The organism is Halomonas sp. DP3Y7-2 (assembly GCF_019800795.1).
Taxonomy (GTDB): Bacteria; Pseudomonadota; Gammaproteobacteria; order Pseudomonadales; family Halomonadaceae; genus Halomonas; species Halomonas litopenaei_A.
Genome location: NZ_JAHVKJ010000001.1, coordinates 492,002 through 514,344, shown reverse-complemented (window position 1 = coordinate 514,344; position 22,343 = coordinate 492,002). Strand labels below are relative to the sequence as shown.

21 protein-coding genes are annotated in these 22,343 nt (G+C 61.8%); 12 read left to right on the top strand and 9 right to left on the bottom strand.

Annotated features, from left to right (window positions below; genetic code table 11):
* Positions 1-148 precede the first annotated feature (148 nt).
* From KUV45_RS02230 to KUV45_RS02220, 3 genes are all read left to right on the top strand, one after another.
* Complete coding sequence (locus KUV45_RS02230) at positions 149-1,051, top strand: DMT family transporter (protein ID WP_222162209.1); 903 nt, start codon at positions 149-151, stop codon at positions 1,049-1,051.
* Positions 1,052-1,373: 322 nt separating this feature from the next.
* Positions 1,374-2,729 (top strand): 8-oxoguanine deaminase, encoded by a 1,356-nt coding sequence (locus KUV45_RS02225; RefSeq protein WP_222162210.1) that lies wholly within the window; start codon positions 1,374-1,376, stop codon positions 2,727-2,729.
* Between the two features lie 199 nt (positions 2,730-2,928).
* Positions 2,929-4,278, top strand: coding sequence for a uracil-xanthine permease family protein (locus tag KUV45_RS02220; protein ID WP_222162211.1), 1,350 nt, complete (start codon positions 2,929-2,931; stop codon positions 4,276-4,278).
* Positions 4,279-4,402: 124 nt separating this feature from the next.
* Here the strand turns inward: KUV45_RS02220 and KUV45_RS02215 are convergent, their stop codons facing one another.
* Positions 4,403-4,963, bottom strand: coding sequence for a GNAT family N-acetyltransferase (locus KUV45_RS02215; protein ID WP_222162212.1), 561 nt, complete (start codon positions 4,961-4,963; stop codon positions 4,403-4,405).
* A gap of 231 nt (positions 4,964-5,194) precedes the next feature.
* Between KUV45_RS02215 and KUV45_RS02210 the strand changes: the two genes are divergently transcribed.
* From KUV45_RS02210 to KUV45_RS02195, 4 genes are all read left to right on the top strand, one after another.
* A complete protein-coding gene (locus KUV45_RS02210) occupies positions 5,195-6,004 on the top strand; it encodes an enoyl-CoA hydratase (RefSeq protein ID WP_222162213.1) in 810 nt (269 codons plus the stop codon).
* Positions 6,005-6,158: 154 nt separating this feature from the next.
* A complete protein-coding gene (locus tag KUV45_RS02205; protein WP_222162214.1) occupies positions 6,159-6,995 on the top strand; it encodes an IclR family transcriptional regulator in 837 nt (278 codons plus the stop codon).
* A 43-nt stretch (positions 6,996-7,038) separates the two neighbouring features.
* Positions 7,039-7,413, top strand: coding sequence for a Rieske 2Fe-2S domain-containing protein (locus tag KUV45_RS02200; protein ID WP_222162215.1), 375 nt, complete (start codon positions 7,039-7,041; stop codon positions 7,411-7,413).
* 92 nt (positions 7,414-7,505) lie between these two features.
* The gene (locus KUV45_RS02195; protein ID WP_222162216.1) at positions 7,506-8,006 is read left to right on the top strand and encodes a nucleotidyltransferase family protein; all 501 of its coding nucleotides are present in this window, start codon (positions 7,506-7,508) and stop codon (positions 8,004-8,006) included.
* Positions 8,007-8,150: 144 nt separating this feature from the next.
* Here the strand turns inward: KUV45_RS02195 and KUV45_RS02190 are convergent, their stop codons facing one another.
* Together KUV45_RS02190 and KUV45_RS02185 are read right to left on the bottom strand one after the other, a co-directional pair.
* Positions 8,151-8,657, bottom strand: a complete 507-nt coding sequence (locus KUV45_RS02190) for a MarR family winged helix-turn-helix transcriptional regulator (RefSeq protein WP_222162217.1) — start codon at positions 8,655-8,657, stop codon at positions 8,151-8,153.
* Positions 8,658-8,864: 207 nt separating this feature from the next.
* On the bottom strand, positions 8,865-10,073 hold the full coding sequence (locus KUV45_RS02185; RefSeq protein ID WP_224851914.1) for a GGDEF domain-containing protein: 1,209 nt from the start codon (positions 10,071-10,073) through the stop codon (positions 8,865-8,867).
* Positions 10,074-10,598: 525 nt separating this feature from the next.
* Between KUV45_RS02185 and hmgA the strand changes: the two genes are divergently transcribed.
* The 5 genes from hmgA to KUV45_RS02160 all read left to right on the top strand — a co-directional run bounded on the left by hmgA (position 10,599) and on the right by KUV45_RS02160 (position 15,963).
* The gene (gene hmgA / locus KUV45_RS02180; RefSeq protein WP_222162218.1) at positions 10,599-11,918 is read left to right on the top strand and encodes a homogentisate 1,2-dioxygenase; all 1,320 of its coding nucleotides are present in this window, start codon (positions 10,599-10,601) and stop codon (positions 11,916-11,918) included.
* 26 nt (positions 11,919-11,944) lie between these two features.
* Positions 11,945-12,961: a fumarylacetoacetate hydrolase family protein gene (locus tag KUV45_RS02175; protein WP_222162219.1), complete on the top strand. Its 1,017-nt coding sequence runs from the start codon at positions 11,945-11,947 to the stop codon at positions 12,959-12,961.
* 21 nt (positions 12,962-12,982) lie between these two features.
* Positions 12,983-13,618, top strand: a complete 636-nt coding sequence (maiA, locus tag KUV45_RS02170; RefSeq protein WP_222162220.1) for a maleylacetoacetate isomerase — start codon at positions 12,983-12,985, stop codon at positions 13,616-13,618.
* Between the two features lie 197 nt (positions 13,619-13,815).
* On the top strand, positions 13,816-15,024 hold the full coding sequence (locus KUV45_RS02165; protein WP_222162221.1) for a multidrug effflux MFS transporter: 1,209 nt from the start codon (positions 13,816-13,818) through the stop codon (positions 15,022-15,024).
* A 30-nt stretch (positions 15,025-15,054) separates the two neighbouring features.
* Positions 15,055-15,963 (top strand): LysR substrate-binding domain-containing protein, encoded by a 909-nt coding sequence (locus KUV45_RS02160; protein ID WP_222162222.1) that lies wholly within the window; start codon positions 15,055-15,057, stop codon positions 15,961-15,963.
* Positions 15,964-15,977: 14 nt separating this feature from the next.
* Here the strand turns inward: KUV45_RS02160 and KUV45_RS02155 are convergent, their stop codons facing one another.
* The 6 genes from KUV45_RS02155 to KUV45_RS02130 all read right to left on the bottom strand — a co-directional run bounded on the left by KUV45_RS02155 (position 15,978) and on the right by KUV45_RS02130 (position 22,086).
* Positions 15,978-17,261 (bottom strand): TRAP transporter large permease, encoded by a 1,284-nt coding sequence (locus KUV45_RS02155; RefSeq protein ID WP_222162223.1) that lies wholly within the window; start codon positions 17,259-17,261, stop codon positions 15,978-15,980.
* Positions 17,258-17,851 (bottom strand): TRAP transporter small permease, encoded by a 594-nt coding sequence (locus tag KUV45_RS02150; RefSeq protein ID WP_222162224.1) that lies wholly within the window; start codon positions 17,849-17,851, stop codon positions 17,258-17,260. The genes KUV45_RS02155 and KUV45_RS02150 overlap by 4 nt, the downstream gene beginning before the upstream one ends.
* 44 nt (positions 17,852-17,895) lie before the next feature.
* Positions 17,896-18,894 carry a TRAP transporter substrate-binding protein DctP gene (dctP, locus tag KUV45_RS02145; protein WP_222162225.1) on the bottom strand — a complete coding sequence of 333 codons (999 nt, stop codon included), beginning with the start codon at positions 18,892-18,894 and terminating at the stop codon, positions 17,896-17,898.
* A 144-nt stretch (positions 18,895-19,038) separates the two neighbouring features.
* Complete coding sequence (locus KUV45_RS02140) at positions 19,039-20,196, bottom strand: CaiB/BaiF CoA-transferase family protein (protein ID WP_222162226.1); 1,158 nt, start codon at positions 20,194-20,196, stop codon at positions 19,039-19,041.
* A 137-nt stretch (positions 20,197-20,333) separates the two neighbouring features.
* Positions 20,334-21,275, bottom strand: a complete 942-nt coding sequence (locus KUV45_RS02135; protein ID WP_222162227.1) for a hydroxymethylglutaryl-CoA lyase — start codon at positions 21,273-21,275, stop codon at positions 20,334-20,336.
* 406 nt (positions 21,276-21,681) lie between these two features.
* The gene (locus tag KUV45_RS02130; RefSeq protein WP_206942163.1) at positions 21,682-22,086 is read right to left on the bottom strand and encodes a hypothetical protein; all 405 of its coding nucleotides are present in this window, start codon (positions 22,084-22,086) and stop codon (positions 21,682-21,684) included.
* Positions 22,087-22,343 lie beyond the last annotated feature (257 nt).

Below are 22,343 nucleotides of genomic sequence, written 5' to 3'. Positions count from 1 at the left end.
CCGCCGGACGCTGTTCCAGCTCGACGACGCCGCGCTCCTTCGGGAGGGCGGCGTCTTGCTGTCGTCCCAGGATGAGCGACAGACGACATTTCATGCCAACAAGACCTATCCTGATCTCTCCCCGCTGAGCGCTTCACAAGGATGCCCGATGCCGACCGGACTGGCCTACCTGATCGTGGTACTGGTGTGGGCCTCGACGCCCCTCGCCATCAAATGGAGCGCAGAAGCCGGCGCCCCCATCGGCAGCGTCATGCTGCGCATGGGACTGGCGCTGGTGGCCGGCATCGTGCTGCTGCTGGTGTTGCGCAGAACACTGCGCACAGACCGCCGCGCGCTGGTCAGCTACGCCGCCGCCATTCCGGGTGTGTTTGGCGCCATGGCGCTGAGCTACTATGCCTCCCAATTCTTGCCATCGGGCATGCTCTCAGTGATGTTCGGCATGGCCCCTCTGATCTCTGGCATCATCCTGCAGACGCTGCCGGGCAGCACGCGGCTGAAGCGCTGGCACTGGATTGGCTGCGGCCTGGGAGTGGCAGGCCTGGCGGTGGTCTTTCTCGACAGCCTCGCCCTCGGCAGCGGCCAGCAGCTGGTGGCCCTGGTCATGATGCTGTCCGCCGTCACGCTGTTCAGTGGCAGCGGCATAGCGGTCCAGCGCATCTCTGCGGGACTTCACCCTCTCGAGCAGACCGTCGGCGCCCTGGCGGGCTCCATGCCGTGCTTTCTGGTGCTGTGGCTAGCCAGTGGCGAGCCCCTGACCATCCCCCTGAGTGACCGCGGCCTGTGGGCAGTGCTCTATCTCGCCCTGTTTGGCTCCTTGATCGGTTTCCTCTGCTACTACCTCATTCTGTCGCGGCTGCACGCGGCCAGCGTTGCATTGGTCACGCTGATCACTCCGGTTCTGGCGCTCTCTCTTGGCATGCTGTTCAACCAGGAGACCCCTTCAGCCTCCATGCTGGCCGGCGCCGCGCTGATTCTCGTCGCGCTTGGCGCCTATCTGTTCGGTGACCGCCTGAGCCGCCGTCGGGCGGCTCGGCATCACGGCGACACTTGACCCTTATGAGCGTCGGCTTGACAACTCATCAGGCCACGGCCATTTTGTACACAATAACTGACAGCGATTGCGTACCAGGACTGTGCACTCATATCGCACATCTGCTGTCGTACACGGCCACCGTCGGTTCCATGGAGGTGCAGTCGGACACAGACCGCGCACACCTCCATCGGTAGCCATCCTTGAAGGCACCTGAACCAGGTATTCGGCCAGACGCCATGCGGTGACGGCTCCTGGCAGCGGTTAGTGTCATGAACACTACCGCATGCCGAAAGCGCCTCACCCTGCCTGGGTAACCCTTCGCTTCGCGAAGGAGGAATGCATGCATTCACACACACCCACGACATGGATCCGGCAGCCGCTGGCCACCAGCGACCCCGCCGCTACAGCAGGCGTCGTGGTGCAGGGCTCACGTATTGTCGAGAAGCTCGGCGCGGGCCAGGTGCCCAGCGTAGCCGTCGACGAGATGTTCGATGCCTCCCGGCACGTGCTGCTGCCCGGACTGGTCAATACCCATCACCACTTCTACCAGACGCTGACACGGGCCTACTCGCCTGCGCTCAACAAGGAACTGTTTCCCTGGCTCACTACCCTATACGACGTCTGGGCCCACCTGGATGAGGCTCAACTGGCGCTGGCCAGCGAACTCGCCATGGTGGAACTGTTGATGAGCGGTTGCACCACCGTGGCGGATCATCACTATGTGTTTTCCGGGGCCCTGGAACATGCCATCGACGTACAGGTCGAGACAGCTAATCGGCTGGGGGTGCGGGCAGCGCTGACGCGAGGCTCCATGAGTTTGGGTCGCGATCAGGGCGGCCTGCCACCTCAATCCGTCGTCCAGGACGAAGCCACCATTCTCGATGAGAGCACCCGCCTGATCGACGCCTATCACCAGCGCGGCGATGGCGCCATGATTACCGTGGCATTGGCACCTTGCTCCCCTTTCTCGGTCAGCCGCGAACTGATGATCGACAGCGCCCGCCTGGCCGAGGCCAAGGACGTTCGTCTGCATACCCACCTGGCCGAAACCGAAGACGAGACCCACTACTGCCAGAAACTGTTCGGCATGCGTCCGCTGGATTATCTGGAAGATACCGGCTGGCTCAGCGATCGCACCTGGCTGGCCCATGGCATTCACTTCAACGACGACGAGGTCAGCCGACTCGGCAAGGCGGGTACCGGTATCGCTCACTGCCCCTCTTCCAACATGGTCCTGGGCTCCGGCATGTGCCGAACGCTGGAGCTGGAGGCCGCCGGAAGCCCGGTAGGGCTTGCCGTGGATGGCTCGGCCTCGGCGGACCATTCCAATCTAGCCGAAGAGATGCGCCAGGCCATGCTGATCGGCAGGCTACGTTATTCCCCCAGCCAGGTGCGTCACCAGGACGTGATTCGCTGGGCCACAGAAGGCTCCGCCCGCTGCCTGGGCCGAACCGACATCGGCGGACTTGACGCTGGACAACAGGCGGACCTGGCGCTGTTTCGCCTGGACGAGCCTCGTTTCTCCGGCGCAGAAAACCCGCTTGCGGCGCTACTGCTGTGCGGCGCACATCGGGCCGATCGCGTCATGGTGGCCGGCCGCTGGCGAGTCGTCGACGGGCTGCCCGTCGATGTCGACCTGGGGTCCCTGCTGGCCCGTCATGGCGAGGCGGCGGCGCGGCTTCGACAAGCGGTCTAGCCAGCAGGACAACACGGCAAGAGCGATACCGACGCCACGGAGCCCTGCTGCGTGGCATCGTTCTTGCAACGCCATTGTTCATCACCGCTGCATCACGGCAGTCAGCCACCAGGACTGACACCTGATGCGCTGGACCGGACTCATCGCCCAGGCCAGGGGACGGCCTGGCACTACAACGACAACAGGAGAGGATCCCGCCATGCATACGCAAGAATCCACTGGCGATAACCGCGACCGGCCCACGGTTCGCTCCACCCACGACGTCAATGCCATGCCGCCACTGGGAAGGGCGATACCGCTTGGCTTGCAGCATGTGCTGGCGATGTTCGTCGGCAACGTGACCGTTCCCATCCTGATTGCCGGTGCTGCGGATCTGCCGGCGGATCAAACCACCTTCATGATCCAGGCGGCGATGTTTGTCGCCGGTGTCGCCACCTTGGTGCAGTCACTCGGTATCGGCCCCATTGGTGCTCGACTGCCTATCGTGATGGGCACCAGCTTCGGCTTCGTGCCGGTTCTGATTCCCATCGCCGTAGGCATGGGCCTGCCAGCAGCGCTCGGAGCTGCACTCTGCGGCGGTATCGCCATGGCCCTGGTAGGCCTGTTTCTCCCGGTCTTTCGCTTTCTGTTCCCGCCAGTGGTCACCGGCACCTTTGTGGTCATGCTGGGTACACTGCTGATGCCGGTGGGCTTTGCCTACTGGGGTGGCGGCTTCGGCGCGGCGGACTTTGGCGCCACCCATCACCTGCTGCTAGGCGCCCTGGTACTGATCGTCACCTTGGGCCTGCACCAGTATGGACGCGGCATCTGGTCCGAAACGGCACCGTTGATCGGCCTGGTCGTCGGTTACGTGGCGGCCACCAGCTTTGGCTTGATTGATTTTTCAGGCATCGGCACAGCTGACTGGCTGTCCCTTCCTGTGCCCCTGGCCATCGGCATCGAGTTCCATCTGGCTGCCGTTCTTCCCGTGGTGCTGCTGGCCATCGTCACCTGCGCCGAATCCATCGGTGATATTGTCGGCACCACTGCCGGAGGCCTGGACCGGGAGCCGACGCCCAAGGAACTGTCCGGTGGTGTCATGGCGGACGGCATCTCCAGCGTGTTCGCCGCCATCTTCAACGCCTTTCCGCAGATCAGCTTCAGCCAGAATGTGGGCATGGTCGCCCTCACCGGCGTCGTCAGTCGCTATGTGGTCGCCATTGGCGGTGCCTTCCTGCTGCTGGCCGGGCTCATCCCCAAGCTGGGCGCGATTGTCTCCAGCATTCCCAACTCCGTGCTGGGTGGGGCTGTGTTGATCATGTTCGGCATGATTGCCAGCGCCGGCATCAAGATGCTGTCTCACATCGACTTCAACAAACGCAACATGGTGATCATCGGCGTATCGCTTTCCGCCGCGGTGGGTCTACCCGCCCAGGAGGGGCTTTACGCCAACCTGAACGAGAACCTTCAAGCCATCATTGAGTCGGGGCTGATTCCTGGTGCGCTGTTCGCCATCATCCTCAACCTGGTTCTACCGAAAAGCGACCGAGTGTTCCGTGACGACGTCTAAGCCTCAGCGCCATCACCGGCAGCGACCGAACTGAACCGGCCCTGCTCACGACATCCTTCTCCCACGCAGAAACAGCACCCACGAGCCCCAACCAGGGCCCGTGGGTGCAGCCACGTGTCCAGACTCAGCAGCTTCTGACGTCACGGTAGCGATGCCGCCGGTAGACCTTGACGCGCTGGCCCTGCAGCGTCGTCATCCCTTCCCATTGGAAACCTGCATGCTGAGCCACTCGCGTCGATGGCACATTGGCAGGATCAATGACCGCCACCAATGACTCGCTGTCAGTGACCGTAAAGGCATGGGTGACGACAGCACGCGCCACTTCAGTAGCCAGGCCCCTACCCCAATGACGCACCGCATAGCGATAGCCAATCGCCAGTTCCTGCTCGCCATCCAGGGTCTCGTGATCGAAACCGCAAAACCCCATCAGGGCACGGGAGACCGGATGCACCACGGCCCAGTAACCAAACCCCTTTTGCCCGTACGTCTGACGACACGCCTCGATAAATGCCTGACTACGCGCAACGTCGCAGACCCCACCAAGGGAGTAACGCATGACCCTGGGATCGGCCAACAGCCGGCTCAAGGCGGGCAGGTCGTACGCTTCGAAGGGGCGCAGGCGGCTGCGCGGCGTGGCCAGCACGTCGCCGCTCATCGGTATCGGCGGTTGCTCGTCATTGTGCATGCGGGCTCCGTATCGTCAGGCATGCCAACGAATCTACGTCATCCTGGCAGCGCCTGACCATGGTCTAGCACGAGCCTCTGGGTCTGGCCTCCCTCACGATCTATCACCACCGGGCTCGATCACTCGCCCGATGATCGCGTTCCTTGGTCTAGCCCTTTGGTCGAAGCACGCCCCGACAACCGGTGCTCCCGCGCTAGTCTTGCCAGGTTCGCCCTCGTTGGAGCCACCACGATGTCCGCCTCACCCTCTGCGCTACCTGCCAACGACGACGCTGCCGTCGTCCGCCACGACGACCGCGGGATCGTGCACCTGACCCTCAATCGTCCCGCCAGCTTCAATGCACTGTCCCAGGACATGCTGACGGCGCTGGATGATGCCTTTACGACCATCTCCCCCAGCCCTGACCTGCGTGCCGTGGTGATCGCCGCAGAGGGCCGGGCGTTCTGCGCCGGCCACGACCTGAAGGAGATGCGCGCCCTGGAAGATGAAGACGCCTACCGCCAGCTGTTCGCCCAATGCTCGCGGGTGATGCAGCGCCTGCAGGACTGCCCGGTCCCCGTGATCGCCCGGGTTCAAGGCCTGGCCACTGCCGCGGGTTGCCAGCTGGTCGCGAGTTGCGACATGGCAGTCGCCTCCAGCAGCGCGCGCTTCGCCGTATCTGGCATCAACGTGGGTCTATTCTGCTCGACACCCGCCGTTGCCCTGACCCGCAACATCGGCCCCAAGCAGGCGGCTGAAATGCTGTTTACCGGTGACTTCATTGATGCCGAGCAGGCGTTGGCGTGGGGATTGATCAACCGTGTCGCCGAGCCCGACGCGCTCGATGACTGCCTTGAGGCACTGCTGGATAACCTGCGCGCCAAGAGCCAGGTGGCGCTGTTTACCGGCAAGTCGATGCTGGCCCGCCAACGGGCACTCCCCTTGGGCCAGGCCTACGCCTATGCGGGGGAGGTCATGGCGGCCAACATGATGGCCGAGGATGTGGCAGAGGGCATCGACGCTTTTGTCGCCAAGCGCCGCCCACGGTGGACACATCGATAAAGGGCGCTCGACTCACGACGTTCTCCTTTCATCCTTCACTTTTCACCCAAGGACTGGTTATGGAAGCGTTTTCCGTAAACGCGACAAGACGCTGCACCTGCAGGTATGCTAGCCCTTCAGCAACAGGTTCATGGCTAGCCCCAGGAGAAGACAGGTGACGGAGAACAAGCGCAGAGCAGCCGGGCGACCGGCCACCGGCAAGACCAGCGGAGGCCATAGCCAGTCGCTGGTGCGGGGACTCAATCTGCTGGAGCTGCTGGCCATGCGCCCCGGCGGGCTGGCCCTGTCCGATATTGCCGAGCAGGCCGACCTGGCCCCCTCTACGACGCACAGGTTACTGCAGGCACTGCTGAGCCAGGGCTTCGTGACACAGGACGAAACCCTTGGCGTGTGGCGCATCGACGTCAAGACCTTCCGCATCGGCAACAGCTTTCTCGAGGCTCGCGACTTTGTTGCCACCAGCCGCCCTTACCTGCGCAGGCTAACCAGAGACACCGGCGAAACGGCCAACCTGGGCGTACGCGATGGAACAACCGCGGTATTTCTGGCCCAGAGCGAATCCCCCCAGATGATGCGCATGATCACCCGCCTGGGCTCTCGTGCACCGCTGCATGCCTCAGGCGTGGGCAAGGCACTGATGGCCTGGCTGCCCGATGATGATCTAGAGCGGGTCCTGGCAGAACGTGGACTGGACCGCGTTACCGTCAATACTCTGTCGAGCCCTTCGGAGCTGCGCCGCGCCATGGCCGAGATTCGTCAGCGTGGATACGCCTGCGACCGCGAGGAACATGCCATCGGCCTGCACTGTGTGGCGGCCTGCATCCATGACGAACTCGGCACGCCTCTGGCCGCCATTTCGGTGTCGGGTCCGGTAGCACGCATCCCCGATGAGCGACTGGACGCGCTGGGCGAAAGAGTGCGCGATACCGCTGCCGAGATCACCGCACAACTGGGCGGGCGCGTTCCCGAGGCCGACGAGTTCAAGCCCTGATATCTCTACCGGCATCATTCCGTCATCCTCCACAGGACCTGTCATGAGCGACGCCTGGCGTCAGTACAAGAGCGCTCCACCCGCCGGTACCGTGCTGCTGGAATGCTCCCGCCTGCCCCCTGGTGACAGTCAGTGCCTGTCCCTGGAAAGCGATAGCGGTCGGTTTCCTCTGATCATCGCCCGTGATGCCGGCGGAGAGGTGCGCGCCTACTTCAACGCCTGCCCCCACCAGTACCTGCCCCTGAACGGGCGCAGCGACACGATAATGAGTCGGGACGGCGAACTGCTGATCTGCACCCATCACCAGGCCTGCTTTCGCCTCGACAGCGGTGAAGGCATCTCCGGCCCCGCCCAGGGCGAAGCGCTGGACCCGGTACCCGTGGTTGAGAAAGATGGCTGGTGGGTGATAGGTGAATGAAAACGCTATCCGCGCTTTCACACCGAAGAGCGACCCGCCACAGTGATCATGACGCCACCCTTAGGACGTGGCTTCGCAGTGACGCATCAAGAATGCGAGCCCTCCGTCTGGCGGCGGAGCTGGACCTGGAAGATTGGTGCCTAGCCGCAGGCTTTGTGCGAAATCTGGTCTGGGATAAGCGTCATGACAAGCTGACGCCCTCCCCTCTCAACGACCTTGACCTCATCCACTACGCGCCCACCAGGACGTGTCAGAAGAGCGACGCGGCCATCCAGCACTTCCTTGAACAGCAATCCCCCTTGCCTTGGTCGGTCAAAAACCAGGCAAGAATGCACATTCGCAATCATGACGCCCCCTATACGTCGACCGCGGATGCCATGAGCTATTGGGTGGAGCTGGAAACAGCGGTTGGCGTCAGGCTCTCACGCGATCAAGAGATCGAACTGATTGCCCCCTTCGGACTGGCGCCACTTTTCGCCGGCACCATTACACTCAACCCGAAAAGCGGCAAGGCCGACGCTTTTCGCCAGCGACTCGAGGAAAAGGCCTGGCTTGCTCATTGGCCGAAGCTGAAGGTCCAGCAGCACCCGTGACGCTACATCGTCTGCCCGACCTCTCACCAAGTGAGGCTGATCATCACGGCGAGGGAGCGCCGTCGTAGGTCTCCCCTCTCAAGCACAGGTCAGCCATAGATAAGGCACAGGTCAGGCAAAGATCAGCCACAGATCAGGCAAAGATCATTCCCCAAGAGAGGAATCACACCCCTGCTCCAGCTGATCGAGCCGGTCTTCAAGCCGCCCGACCAGACCCATCAGGTCGCGATATTCCTCAGCGCTGAGCGTGGCCACGACATCGGCTTCCCACTGTCTTGCCTCGGGAATCAGCGTGGACAACAGCGCCCTTCCAGCCGCCGTCAGGCGTAGGTGCTGCACCCGCTGGTCATGATCCGCGGGTTGGCGCAGGATGAACCCTCGCTCCTCCAGCGCCTGCACCGCGCGAGAGATACGCACCTTGTCCATGCCCGTGGCCTGGGCGATCTGCTTGGCCGACAGCTCATCCAGATGGGACAGCCACGCCAGCACTCTCCACTGGGCAATGGTCAGCTGGTAGCGCTCTGCGTACATCTGTGCCAGCGCCTGGCTGAGCCTGTCCGCCAGGCGATTCAGCCGGTACGGAAGAAACTGCTGCAGATCCAGCCTAGCAATATCGGTATTGGTAGCGGTATCGCGCTCACGCGAGCCCATGGCGTCTTCCCCGGAGGATACGTTCGGCCGCCGACGTGAACGCCAGCTTATGGATGAATACCGAACGATAGCCGGGATAGGCAGGAGCAGCAATGCGGTGACACCCCTGTAGTGACATCCGTGTGGTGATACGAACGTGACGCTTGCGACCGTCACTCATGATGCCATCCAGTATGCCCCCCTGAGTCGGCGGGCTTAACACCTGACTCAGCTCACCACGACGCGATCCCGGCCTTCCCGTTTACCGACATACAGCGCCTTGTCGGCCCGCTTCAAGAGCGCATCCAGGTCCGTATCCCCTGGTCGCATTTCGGCAATGCCGATCGTCACGCTCAAGGCCAGCATGCTCATGTCGGAACGCGAGGCGAGCCCGGCGATAGCCTGCTGCAGGCGGGCAGCCACCTGTTTCGCATCGTCAAGGCGAGTGTCCGGCAGTGCCACCACAAACTCTTCGCCGCCGAAACGCCCGATAATGTCCTGTGGGCGCAGCGACTGCTGACAGGCCTCGGCAATTTCGATGAGGACCTGATCCCCCTGGCTGTGGCCCCAGGTGTCGTTGATGACCTTGAAGTGATCGACATCCAGCATGAACAGGCTAAGCGGAATGCCTTCCATGCGGGAGCGCTGAAATAGGGTCTGGGCACGCTTCATGAAGTGGCCTCGGTTAGCCAGGCCGGTCAATGCGTCCTGCTCGGCCAGCCGCCTCAGCTGTGACTCCAGAGAACGCCGATGGGCCATTTCCCTGAGCAGCTGCCGATTGTGGCCGCGCTCCTCATGCAACAACGCAAACTGCTTGCGCTGCAGGTATTCCACCCGAAGCAGCGCAAAGAATCCCACTACATTGGCCATGATCAGCAGCAGCGTGATGCGCAAGATGACCACCGCAGAGACATCCGTCGCCAGCACCACAGCCACCAGAAAGCCCACGCTGAGGTACAGGCTGGCGCCGGTCACCACCGTCAACAGGTTAGGAATCAGCAGGTAGAACGCCATGATCGCCACGATGACCGCCAGCATCTGCGTCGACAACGTATCAGGGCGCAGCGGGACGATAAGGATAATGCCGGTCGCCAATATCCAGAGCGGCAGGGCGTGCAACCACAGGCGCTGGCTGTAGTTGCCCCAACGCCCTATGGCCATGGCCATGGCCAGCGCCAGACAACAGCCGACGACAATGGCCCGCATGATGACCAGCGCATAAAAGGCAGCGCTTTGACCGACATAAAAGTAATCGGAAATGGTGAACATACCAAAGATCATCGCCGCCACGACAATCGCCAGGCGCGACTCAAAGCGAACCCTTGGTTTTATGGTGCGGCGATATACATCTTCACGGTCACGCTCGCGGAACTGCCCGGTCATCCAGTACACCTGGTGATCGGTTCTCTCTCTGAACTCAGGTGCCATCAATGACATCTCATCTCCCTGTCTGCCTCCCCGCCTATACCTGGCAGGTGTTGCCGGCGTCGCCTTGCCGGTCGGCAGAACGCGAGCCTGCGGCTCGTGCAACAGCCTGAGCGGCTGCTGTCCCCGGCAGAACCCATAAATCATTATTTTATTAAATTAAACAAACGCTTATATTAAAATACAAACCATTGAAATTACACAAGTAAAGATCACCTGCAGTGAAAAACAAACATCGATTTTAGGCCGTTAATCGTATCCGTACAGCGATGGTTGAACGAGACCGAAGTGCACTTTAGCCGCCGTGTTATCACGTCTTCACCAGCGACAAAAAAGTGCTTGTTCAGCATGAAAAAGTCCCGCTAGCAAGACGTTTTGCCGGAAAGTGGAAGCGCATAAACTTCACGCCCGTCTTGCGCGAACCGTGTCGGAGAACACTCTTTGGGCGTATTCCACTAAAGTCACGTGCCAATTAGTTTCTTTTGAAACTATATTAAAAGGACATCAGCAGTCGTCTTTTCGATGGAGGTGTCTTTCATGTCTCCCCGCCCTGGACGAAGCTCTCTGACCTACCAGAGTGGCTTTCGTAACCACTTCACCAGCGAGGCACTGCCTGGCGCCCTGCCCCAAGGGCAGAATTCGCCCCAGCGATGCCCTTACGGGTTGTACGCCGAGCAGCTCACCGGCTCGGCCTTTACCGCGCCGCGTAGCCACAACCTGAGAAGTTGGCTCTACCGCATCCGCCCGTCGGTGGCCCAAAGCGCCTACCATCCATTGGATGGCGGTGATCTTGCCACCGCGCCGCTATCACGGCCTGCCGCAGACCCCAATCAGATGCGCTGGGACCCAGTCCCTATGCCCGAGGCGGCCACCGACTTCATCGACGGCCTGACCACCATCGCGGTCAATGGTGACGCCGGCACCCAGACCGGCTGCGGCGTCCACCTCTATGCCTGCAACAGCGACATGACCGAGCGCTTCTTCTACAGCGCCGACGGTGAGCTGCTGATCGTGCCCCAGCTCGGCACCCTGCGCCTGCGCACCGAGTTCGGCACTCTGGACGTAGGGAATGGCGAGATCGCGCTGATCCCCCGTGGGGTCAAGTTCCAGGTACGCATTGTTGAGGGCGACCAGGCCCGAGGCTATGTCTGCGAAAACTACGGCAGTCCGCTGGAGCTGCCGGGGCTTGGCCCTATCGGGGCCAACGGCCTGGCCAATCCGCGCGATTTCCTGTCACCCGTCGCCGCCTATGAGGAGGTCAGCGGCGACGTTGAGCTGGTGGCCAAGTTTTCAGGCAGGTTATGGGCGGCCCGGCTCGACCACTCGCCACTGAATGTGGTGGCCTGGCACGGCAACCTGGCGCCCTGCAAGTACGACCTGGCCAACTTCAACACCATCAACACGGTGAGCTTTGACCACCCGGATCCATCGATCTTCACCGTGCTGACCTCTCCGTCGGATACCCCGGGCATGGCCAATATCGATTTCGTGATCTTTCCGCCACGCTGGATGGTGGCCGAAAACACCTTCCGCCCGCCCTACTTCCATCGCAACCTGATGAGCGAATTCATGGGCTTGATCCATGGCGAGTACGACGCCAAGGCTGGGGGCTTCCTGCCCGGCGGCGCCAGCCTGCATAACTGCATGTCGCCCCATGGCCCCGACGCCGAGAGCTTCGAGAAGGCCTCGAACGCATGCCTGGAACCCCACTACCTGGGCGCGACTCTGGCCTTCATGTTCGAGAGTCGCTACGTGTTCCAGCCCACTGAAAAGGCTCTGGCCGCCGACTTCCGCCAACGCGACTACGTGAGCGTATGGCAGGGACTGCGCTCCCACTTCGACCCGAACCGGCCCTGAGCCACGCGACAACAAGGAATCCTGCGATGAAACTGGCTAGCCTCAAGAGCGGACGCGACGGCGAACTGGTGGTCGTCTCCCGTGACCTGACTCGCGCCGTGCGCGTTCCCCAGATCGCCACCACCCTGCAACAGTTGATGGAAGATTGGGACACCAACGCGCCCCAGCTCGAGGACATCTACCGGCGGCTCAATGACGGCGAGCTGGATCAGGCCTTCGAGCTCGACCATCACTCACTGCACTCGCCGCTGCCACGCACCTACCACTGGGCCGATGGCTCGGCCTATCTCAATCATGTACAGCTGGTACGCCAGGCGCGCAACGCCGAGATGCCAGAGACCTTCTGGAGCGACCCGCTGATGTACCAGGGCGGCGGCGACCGCTTTATCGGTCCCTTTGACGATATCGAGGCGATCAGCGAGGACCATGGCATCGACTTCGAGGGTGAGCTTGCCGTCATCACCGACGACGTGCCCATGGCGACCAGCCCCGAGCAGGCAGCCGGACATATCAAGCTGATCATGCTGGTCAACGACGTCAGTCTGCGTGGCTTGATTCCTGGCGAGCTGGCCAAGGGCTTCGGCTTCTTTCAGGCCAAGCCGGCCTCCAGCTTCTCGCCGGTCTGCGTCACCCCGGACGAGCTGGGCGAGGCCTGGCGCGATGGCCGCGTGCACCTGCCGCTGACGGTTCACCTCAACGGCGAGATGTTCGGCACGCCCGAGGCGGGCCCCGACATGATCTTCACCTTCCCCCAACTGATAGCCCACGCCGCGCGCACCCGCCACCTGGGTGCCGGTGCGGTGATCGGCTCCGGCACCGTGTCCAACCCGGACCCGGATGGCGGCCCCGGCAAACCGGTGGCCGACGGTGGCGTAGGCTATAGCTGCCTGGCCGAGGTACGCATGGTAGAGAAGATTCTCCACGGTGACAGTACGACACCCTTCATGCGCTTCGGCGATCGCGTGCGCATCGAGATGTTCGACGACAGCGGTCACAGCATCTTCGGTGCCATCGACCAGCAAGTGGTGAAGTACACACCCTGATCCCACCAGCGGATACTCCACATGCAGCTCTACGGCTATTTCCGCTCTTCGGCGGCCTATAGGGTGCGAATCGTCGCCAACCTCAAGGGCATCTCCCTCGACCATCATCCGATCGACCTGAGCAAGGGCGAACAGCGGGACAGCGTCAATCTGGCGCGCAACCCCCAGGGGCTGGTGCCGACCCTGATCACCGATGATGGGCAGCCGCTGACCCAGTCCCTGGCGCTGTGCGAATATCTGGACGAATGCTATCCCGATCCGCCGCTGCTGCCCGGTGATGCCGTACAGCGGGCGCGCATCCGCGCCTTGGCCCAGGTCATCGCCTGCGATATCCATCCGCTCAACAACCTGCGGGTGCTGACGCATCTGACCGGCGCGCTAGGCCTGTCCCAAGACTCCCGGCTGGCCTGGTACCGCCACTGGGTCGCCACGGGGCTGACAGCCGTCGAGGCCATGCTCGAACCTCACAGGGGCAGGTTCTGTGTTGGCGATCAGCCGACCCTGGCCGATGTCTGCCTGGTACCTCAGGTGTTCAATGCCGAGCGCTTTGACTGTGACCTGTCCGCCTATCCCACGATACAAGCGATCTGCGAGCAGGCTCGCTGTCTACCAGCGTTCGCCAAAGCGGCACCCGAGGTTCAGCCCGACGCGCGCTGAGATCGGCTACACTACTCGGCTACGCTGCTCCGCTATCTTAGCCAGCTACCTTAGCCAGCTACCCTGGTCAGCCACCCGAGGCCCCACCAGGCGCTGCCGGTATGGCCGAGCAGCCCGCCATATCATCGTGAAGGGAGCGTCGCGCGGCGCTCCCTTCGCGTTCCCTGACACTTGCCATCGCCGATCTGGAGCTGCACGTGCTGAACCCGACATCCCGCGCCACGGTAGGCCTGCTGGCCGCGCTGACCGCTCTGGGGCCGCTGGCCACCGACATGTATCTTCCCGCCATGCCCGCCATGCGTGAGGCCCTCGGTACCGGCGCCGACCAGATCCAGTTGACCCTATCGCTGTACCTGATTGGCTTTGCCATGGCGCAACTGCTGTGCGGCCCACTGTCGGACCGTTTCGGCCGCAAGCCGATTCTCGCCGCCGGCATGGGTATCTTCCTGCTGGCAAGCCTGGCCTGCGCGTTCGCCCCCAACATTGAGACACTGCTGGTGGCGCGCTTCTTCCAGGCCCTGGGCGGCTCTGCCGGACCGGTGCTGGGCCGGGCCGCAGTACGCGACATCCACGGCCCCTTCGAGGCCAGCCGTATCCTTTCCTACATGGCCAGCGTCATGGCCCTGGCCCCGGCGCTGGCACCGGTGGTGGGCGCGGGCCTGCTGGTGTGGTTCGGCTGGGACGCGATCTTCCTGGCACTGGCGTTCTACGCCCTGGCCATGCTTGGGCTGATCGCGATGATGCCGGAGCCACTGCCCAAGGATCGCCGCCAGTCGATCAAGCCCTCGGCACTGGCTACCACCTTCCGCTCATTGCTCGGACAGCGAGACTTTATCGGCTATACCCTGGCCAACGCCGCGGCTTTCTCCGGCCTGTTCGCCTTTCTATCAGGCTCATCCTTCGTGCTGATCGACTACATGGGTGTCAGTCCCGACGTCTACGGCTATCTGTTCGCCGCTATCGTGCTGGGCTTCTTTATCGGCTCGATGGCAAGCGCCAAGCTCAGCCGTCGGCGTAGCCGACACCAGCTGCTGACGGTAGCGACGCTGATCGCTGCCCTGGGCGGTATCACCATGGCCTTGCTGTCAGTGGCCGGGGTGCATACGCCCTGGGCTGTCATCGTCCCCAACATGGTCTACATGGTCGGCTTCGGCATCATCATGCCGCAGACCATGGGAGGCGCCCTGGCGCCCAACCCCCATTGTGCGGGCTCGGCCTCGGCGCTGTTCGGGTTTATCCAGATGAGTATCGCCGCCGCCGCAGGCGCGCTGGTCGGCCAGTTACACGACGGCACCTCCCATAGCATGGCGATCGCCATCGGGCTTTCCGGGATGCTGGCGCTGGTCTGCTACCGCTGTATTGTCAGCGATAGGGGTCAACCAGAACGTGCAGGGGCAACGGCCTGATCCTGCGACCGGGCCACTGGAGGATAGCCAATGCGACACTTCGACCCTCACTCCCTGGCACTATTCGTCGCCGTGTGCGATCACGGCAGCATTGCGGCCGCCGCGGAGCAGATGGCCATCGTGCCCTCGGCCATCAGCAAACGCATGACGGCACTTGAGCAGCAGGCAGGGGTACGCCTGCTGATTCGGCGCAAGCGCGGGATCATGGTGACACCGGCGGGAGAGGTCATGCTGCGTGCGGCACGCGAGACATTGTCCTCACTGGAACGCCTCCAGGCTGAGCTGAGCGAGTTCAGTCATGGCCTGCAAGGCAACCTGCGCATTCTTGCCAGTCTGTCGGCGGTATGCCAATTTCTGCCCGGCCAGATCAGCCAGTTCATGAAGGAACACCCCCGCGTCCAGGTCAATCTGGAAGAAAAGATCAGTGCACTGATCACCCGGGGCATCGAGGAAGGTCGTGCCGATATCGGCTTGTGCTGGGAAAACGCGCGTACCCATCACCTGCATCATCGGCACTACCACACCGACCAGCTTGGCCTGGTGGTCAAACCGGAACATCCACTGGCCAACCGACAGTGTCTGCGCTTCGAAGAAACCCTTCCCTACGACCATGTAGAGATTCTGCCTGGTAGCCTGGTCAGCCTGACCCTGCAGCGAGAAGCGTCACTGTTGGGCCAGCCGATTCGCTTTCGCGTCCACGTCACTACCTTTGACGCTACCTTCCGAATCGTGGATTCGGGCCTGGCGGTCGCCGTGGTCCCTATGGATGCGGCGGTTCTCTATGCCAAGGCGATGGATATACGAGCCATTCCGCTGACCGATGACTGGGCCACCCGGCGCTTCGTCGCCTTCGTCAGAGACATCGACGCTCTCAGCGCTCCGGCGCGCCACCTGTTTGACTATTTGACCGACACGCCAACGGATTCATCCGGTCGTTGAGCGTTTCTCGACGGCTATGGGCCAAGTTCCAGCATGGTGCCGGGTAGCCAAAGCGCAAGCCCCGGAAACACCATCACCAGAGCAAGGCCCAGCAACATCAGCAACACAAAGGGCAGTGAGCCACGAATGATCTGACCGATGGGGGCCTCAGTCACCGCCTTGATGGTGAACAGGTTCATCCCAACCGGCGGTGTAATCATCGCCAGCTCCAGGTTGATCACCAGCATCACGCCGTACCAGATGGGACTAATCTCGAGCAACGCGAGCACCGGCAGCACGACCGGCGAGGTGATCAAGATGATAGCGATGGATTCGAGGAACATCCCGAGCACAAAGATCAGCGCCATCATCATCAGCAAGAAACCAAAGGTGCCCAGTTCCATGGTCGACACCAGGCTCACTATCTGCTGGGGAATCAGCAGCTTGGTCAAGGCATGACTGAACACCGCCGCACCGGCCAGGATCATGAACAGCATCGCCGAGGTACGACTAGCGTCGATGGCGGAGGCCCAGATCTGGCGTGGACCGATAGTTCGATAGATGAGGCCTCCTACGGCAAGGGCCAACAAGGCTCCTACAGCTGCCGCCTCGGTGGCCGTGAACACACCGACGTACATTCCCCCAAGCACCAGTGCTGGCAGCGCAAGCGCCCAGCACGACGCTCGCAAGGCTCGTAGTACTTCGCCCAGGCCGGCCCTTGGCTCTCGTCGGCAATGACGCTGCTGAAAGGCCGTCGACAGCATGAAGATCAGCGCCAGCATCAGGCCTGGCACCAGGCCCGCCATGAACAGTCCGCCGATGGAGGTGTCGGTCGCCACCCCATAGATGATCATGGGACCCGAGGGCGGTATCAGGATGCCCAGGGTCCCACCAGCGGCCACCAGACCATAGGCCACTCGAGGATCATAGCCATAGCGAATCATCTGCGGGATCGCCACCGCTCCGATGGTCAAGGCCGTCGCCACACTGGAGCCGGAAATCGCCGAGAAGATCATGCAGGCCAGAATGGTGGCGACGCCGACGCCACCCGGAAGATGCCGGGTCAAGGTGTAGGCGGTAGCGTAGAGATCATCGATGATCCGCGCGCGAATCATGATATGTGCCATATAAGCAAACAGCGGGATGGCCAGCAGCACATAAAGACTGATCTTGTGAAAGATGATCTCGGAAATACCTTCAATGCCTGCTCCTGACGCCAGCAGCAGGCCTCCCCCAAAGATCGACAGCCCGGCGAAGATCGGCAGACCGGTAAACAGCAGTATCACCAGGCCCAGCAAAATAGCAGCGATGGTCATCATGCGCGGTCCCCTCGTACGTGAGACTCGCACGAATCGGCTTTGACAAAGGCATGCCCCCCACCAGCGAGTCGCAGCAGGGACTCCAGCGCCACCATGGCCAGCATCGCACCACCAAAAGGAATCATCAGCTGCAACAGATACAGGGGGATCTGAACATAGCCGATGGTCGTTATGCCGAGCATTCGCGAGAACATCGCCGTCTGCCAGCCATCCACCACCAGAAACACCGCAACCACCAGCACTGCGATCATCGACCAGGCCTGAACCCAGCGACGATGCCCTTGCCCCAGTCGCTCCGTCATCAAGTCGACGCCAAGGTGGCGTCCCTCGCGCAGCGCCGATGCGGTGGCGCACATGACGATACCGACCAGAACAAAGGTCACCACATCATCGACCCATAGCGATGGGCTGCCCAATAGATAGCGAGCGATCACCGAATAGCCAATCAACAGCATGGCGGCGAGCACGCCCACGGCGGATAGCGCCATGAACAGGGTAGTGATGGCCGTCACCAAGGGAGATATCCAGCGACATAGGCGTGCTGCCAGGTTGACGGATCCTGCTGGGCGGGAAGACGTCTCGATAGACATGTCACCCTCCTTTCCGGTGGGCATGGAATTCAACGAAGATCGGCTCAGCGCTGTTCAATCAGATCCAGCAATTCTTGTCCGCGGGGAGCACTCTCCAGAAAAGCCGCTTCCACCGCCGGTCGCATGATCTCCGCCATGGCCTGTTGCTGCGCTTCATCAAGCAGCGTGATCTGCATGCCGTTGTCCTCGAGCTTGGCGACCTGATCGTCAGGGATTCCGGGTTCAGTAGGCAGCAGCTGCTGTTCGGCGCGCTCCAGCGCGGCGCCCACCACCTCCTTGAGGTCGTCGGGTAGATCGTTCCACCAGCGCGGATTGACGATGACATTCTGGAAGACGGTGATCAGGTTGGATCCCACACCAAACGACTGCACCTCGAAGTAACGGCGCGCATAGACAGCACTGGCACTGCTCATGGCGGCATCGATCACGCCGGTTTGCAGCCCCTGGTAGACCTCGGAGCCGGGCATGGTGGAGGGTGAGGCGCCCATGGCGATCAGGCCCGCATCAAAGACCTTGCTGAGCCCACGAATCTTGATGCCCTGGAAGGCATCCGGGCTCGCTAACGGCGCATCGGCGGAGGTGTAGACCAGGTTGTTGGCATCCACCAGCCAGGCCAAATTGGTGACCCCTTTTTCCGCCATGCGCTGATCAAGCCAGCTGGCCGCCTCCGAGTCAGCGAAGGCTGCCAGGTCTTCAGGACGAGTGATCAGGTAGGGTATGTTGAAAACCTGCATGGCAGGTATCGTCCCACCCCAAAGCAAGTTAAGCATCGATGCCGCTTCGATCTGCCCGCGTGCGACCGCAGCATGGAACTGGGTCGGGCCATAGAGCTGGGCAGCGCCAAAGATCTCGACATCGATACGTCCGTCGCTGTCGGCCTCGACCTCGTCGGCAAAGGTCTCCAGCGCCTGGGCGACATGGTGAGATGCCGGCAGCTGATGAGCCAGACGCAGGCTGTAATCCGCGGCCCAGGCGCTACTCGACAGGCCAAACAGAGCGATGGCGGCGGCTAGGATAGAGACGCTTCGATGGGATGGGGTCATGGCTGGACTCTCTTTGTTATCGTTGTACGTTGTTGTGCGTTGCTCTCGTCACACGTTGCGTGTCATCCATCAGGATGACCGTCACTTGCTGTGCTCGATTCATTCGCACGGCCTTGTCCAGGCTCGAGGGCCCGGCGGACCTGTTCAGTTTGTGGGGGTGATACCCGCGCGCCCCAGTATCTCGTCGGTGTGCTCACCAATGCTGGCCAGTGGCATGCGAACCTGTGGCCGTCTCCCCCCCATCAGCAGCGGCAGCAGTACCGTCTGGGTGGGCTCTCCTTTCTCACTCAACAGCGGTGTCAGGCCACCGCTGGCCTTGAGGTGAGGATCATTAAGCAACTCATCGGGGCGGGTGATCGGTGCATAAGGCAAGCCCGCCTCATCCAGTCGACGGCTGACATCGTCGATCTCCAGGCCCGCCAGGGTCTCTCCAAGTGTATCGAGCAGCGCTCGTCGGAGCGGCAGACGTTGCTCATTGGTGGCGAGCGACGGATCGTCGCGCAGGTCCTTTCGCCCTAGCACCTCGCACAGCTGGGCCCACTGCTTGTCACTGACGGCACCGATGAATAACTGTTCGCCTTCGGCCAGGGTAAACACGTCATACACGGTCCATGGCGATACGCGGGAGGGCATCGGTGGCGGAACCTGCTGCGACATGGCCGCCTGCTGCATATGCGAGGCGCTGAGGAACACACAGTTCTCGAACAGCGCGCTCTGGATCTCCTGGCCGCGCAAGGTCTTGCCCCGTTCCATCAAGGCCGCCAGTACTCCGATCGCCCCGAACATGCCTCCCATGATGTCATTGACCGAGGCACCTGCCCGCAGCGGTCGCCCCTGTGGACCGGTCATGTAAGCCAGGCCACCCATCATCTGCACCACCTCGTCGAGCGCCAGTCGCTTGTCATATGGGCCAGGCAGAAAGCCCTTGTGGGAGACATAGATCAACGCGGGGTAGCGTGATGACAGCTCTGCATAGCCAAAGCCAAGACTCTCCATCAATCCGGGGCGGAAGTTCTCGATCATCACGTCAGCTTCTGCGAGCAAGGCATGCAACGCCTGTTGACCCGCTTCCGACTTGATATCCAGCACAACGCTCTTCTTGTTGCGATTGTAGGTACGGAAGAAGCCCACACCCACTCCACTCATCTTGCGCGTCTTGTCCCCTGATGGAGGCTCAATCTTGATCACCTCGGCCCCCAGGTCGGCAAGAATCATGCCGCAGGTCGGGCCCATTACCATATGGCTGAATTCAATGACCCGGATGCCTGATAGTGGCAGTGGGGTGTCGGCAGAAGCGGTCATGGCACGGTCCTTTCAATTAAGGTCATGGCTATCTAACGCATTGCTAGCGCGGTCATGTCAGAGGCCCAGGGATGCACGGCAGGGTCCACGGGATATGGTGGGGTAGAGACACAGGACTCTCGGCGTGGCGGCTTCCGTCAGGAAGCGACCCGCCCCCTGCAGAAGGTGCGAGGCAGCCCAGCTCGCCACAAGGTGCCGTGGGTGGCTTCACCGTCCAGCCAGCCGACGAGATCGGCGCGCAGTTCAAGCAGCCTGTCGATGTCGACACCGGTAGCCAGTCCCATGGCTTCGAGCATAAAGACCAGGTCTTCGGTGGTGGTATTGCCGCTGGCGCCAGGCGCATGAGGGCAGCCTCCGATGCCGGCCAGGGAAGCATCAAAGCGGGTGATGCCGACATCGAGCGCGGCCAGGGTATTGGCCAGGGCGAGACCTCGCGTATCGTGGAAGTGGGCACGCCACAAGGCATCGCCCGCTACCTGGCGGGCGGCGGTGAACAGCTCCCGCACACTTTGCGGGTCGGCATAGCCAACCGTATCGGCCAGGCTGACGCGGTCCGCACCGGCCTGAAGCGCTGCCTCTAGCAGCCGCAGCACTTCCTCCCGCGGAACCTCGCCCTGGAGCGTGCAGCCAAAGGCTGTACCGATTCCGACTTCGATCAAGGTGGCGCTCGCCGCACTGTCCCGGGCATCGCGTATCCGGGCCACCTCCTCCACCATCTCATCAGGCGTCTTTTTGACGTTGGCTATGCTGTGGGCGTGGCTTGCCGACAATGGCAGCAACATGAGATCTGCGGCACTGTCGATAGCGAGCTCGGCGCCCTTTAGGTTGGGCACCAGCACCGAAACAAAGAGCGCCTCCCACTGACGGGAAAGTGACACCAGTTCAGCCGTGTCAGCCAGTTGTGGCATCAAGCGTGGGGGCACAAAGGAGCCCACTTCGATCTCCCGCAGACCAGCCCGGTAGGCGGCTTCAATCCAGCGGAGCTTTCGCTCGGTAGGTAGGGTCATCGCCAGGCTCTGCAGACCATCACGAAGACCCACCTCACAGATGGTAGCGGAGTGAAACGCAGAGGAAACCATGGGCAACTCCGATGAGTCGTAGTGGCAAGTGGTAAACCGACTCTAGAAAGCCCGGGAAAGGAACAACAGTTCGCAATTTTCAGCCAACACGTTCCAGGATGGAACGATAAGACCATAAACAGATAATTTTCAAACTCTTATATAACAAATGAAAAGACTATTTGCTAGCCGGTCTCTACAACCTTGGTCTGCTCTTCATCGACTAAAGGCGCATATATCAAACACCCATCTGATATCGCGATAGTGTTGGGACAGTGGAAACATCGTCGATTTCTACAATCGTTCCCGAGAAGAATGCTTGGTGCACACGCCTCCCCTTGAATCCTCTCTTTTGCATTCTCTTCCATCGTCAAGCGGCCCCGTCGAGATGAACTGACCCGACGGGGCCGCTGGCATTGCGGCGCTGCTACTGGCGCCAGGCGCGCACGAAGGTCCAGGTGCCGATGCCCCAGGCGCCATTGACCAGAAAGCCAATGGGGAACACGGCAAGATCGATACCGCGCCCCTTGAGCGGAAAGACCACCAGCATCGCCACCAGCGTCAGCGCGATACCGCCGAACAGGCCCGCCTTCCACCAGCCTCCGCGCTCAATACGTGCTGCCGCAAACACCAGCATCATGACCAGGCCCCAGACACCGCCCCAAAAACTTGCAGAAAACCAGGCAGGGACGTCGAGAGGGGCGACCGGCGTCATGGAATAAGGTGAAAAGGGGATCACTCCGTAGGCGTTGAGCAATCCCACCACGGGTTGGTGGAAGCAGATGACGGCAAGAAATCCGGCGGCGAAGGCAAGGGCAAGATGACGGGACATGGCGACTCCTCCTGAGAAGCGTGGACAGGGATCATTCTCTGACACCAGCAGCATCCGGCTGGTGTTCATCAGACTCCCACGGCGGCCTATGTCGCTCAAGGGCCATCAGGAAAAGCGCCGCGTCCGCCATCGTGGCGGGTTGGCTCCCCATGCCTCACTGTGCATGTCTTCAGCGGGCGCTAGGCTTTGTCCGAAAAGTCGACGAGCAAAGGTTAGACAAGGCAAAAATCGGTGAGAAAGCGCAGTTTACGAGGTGT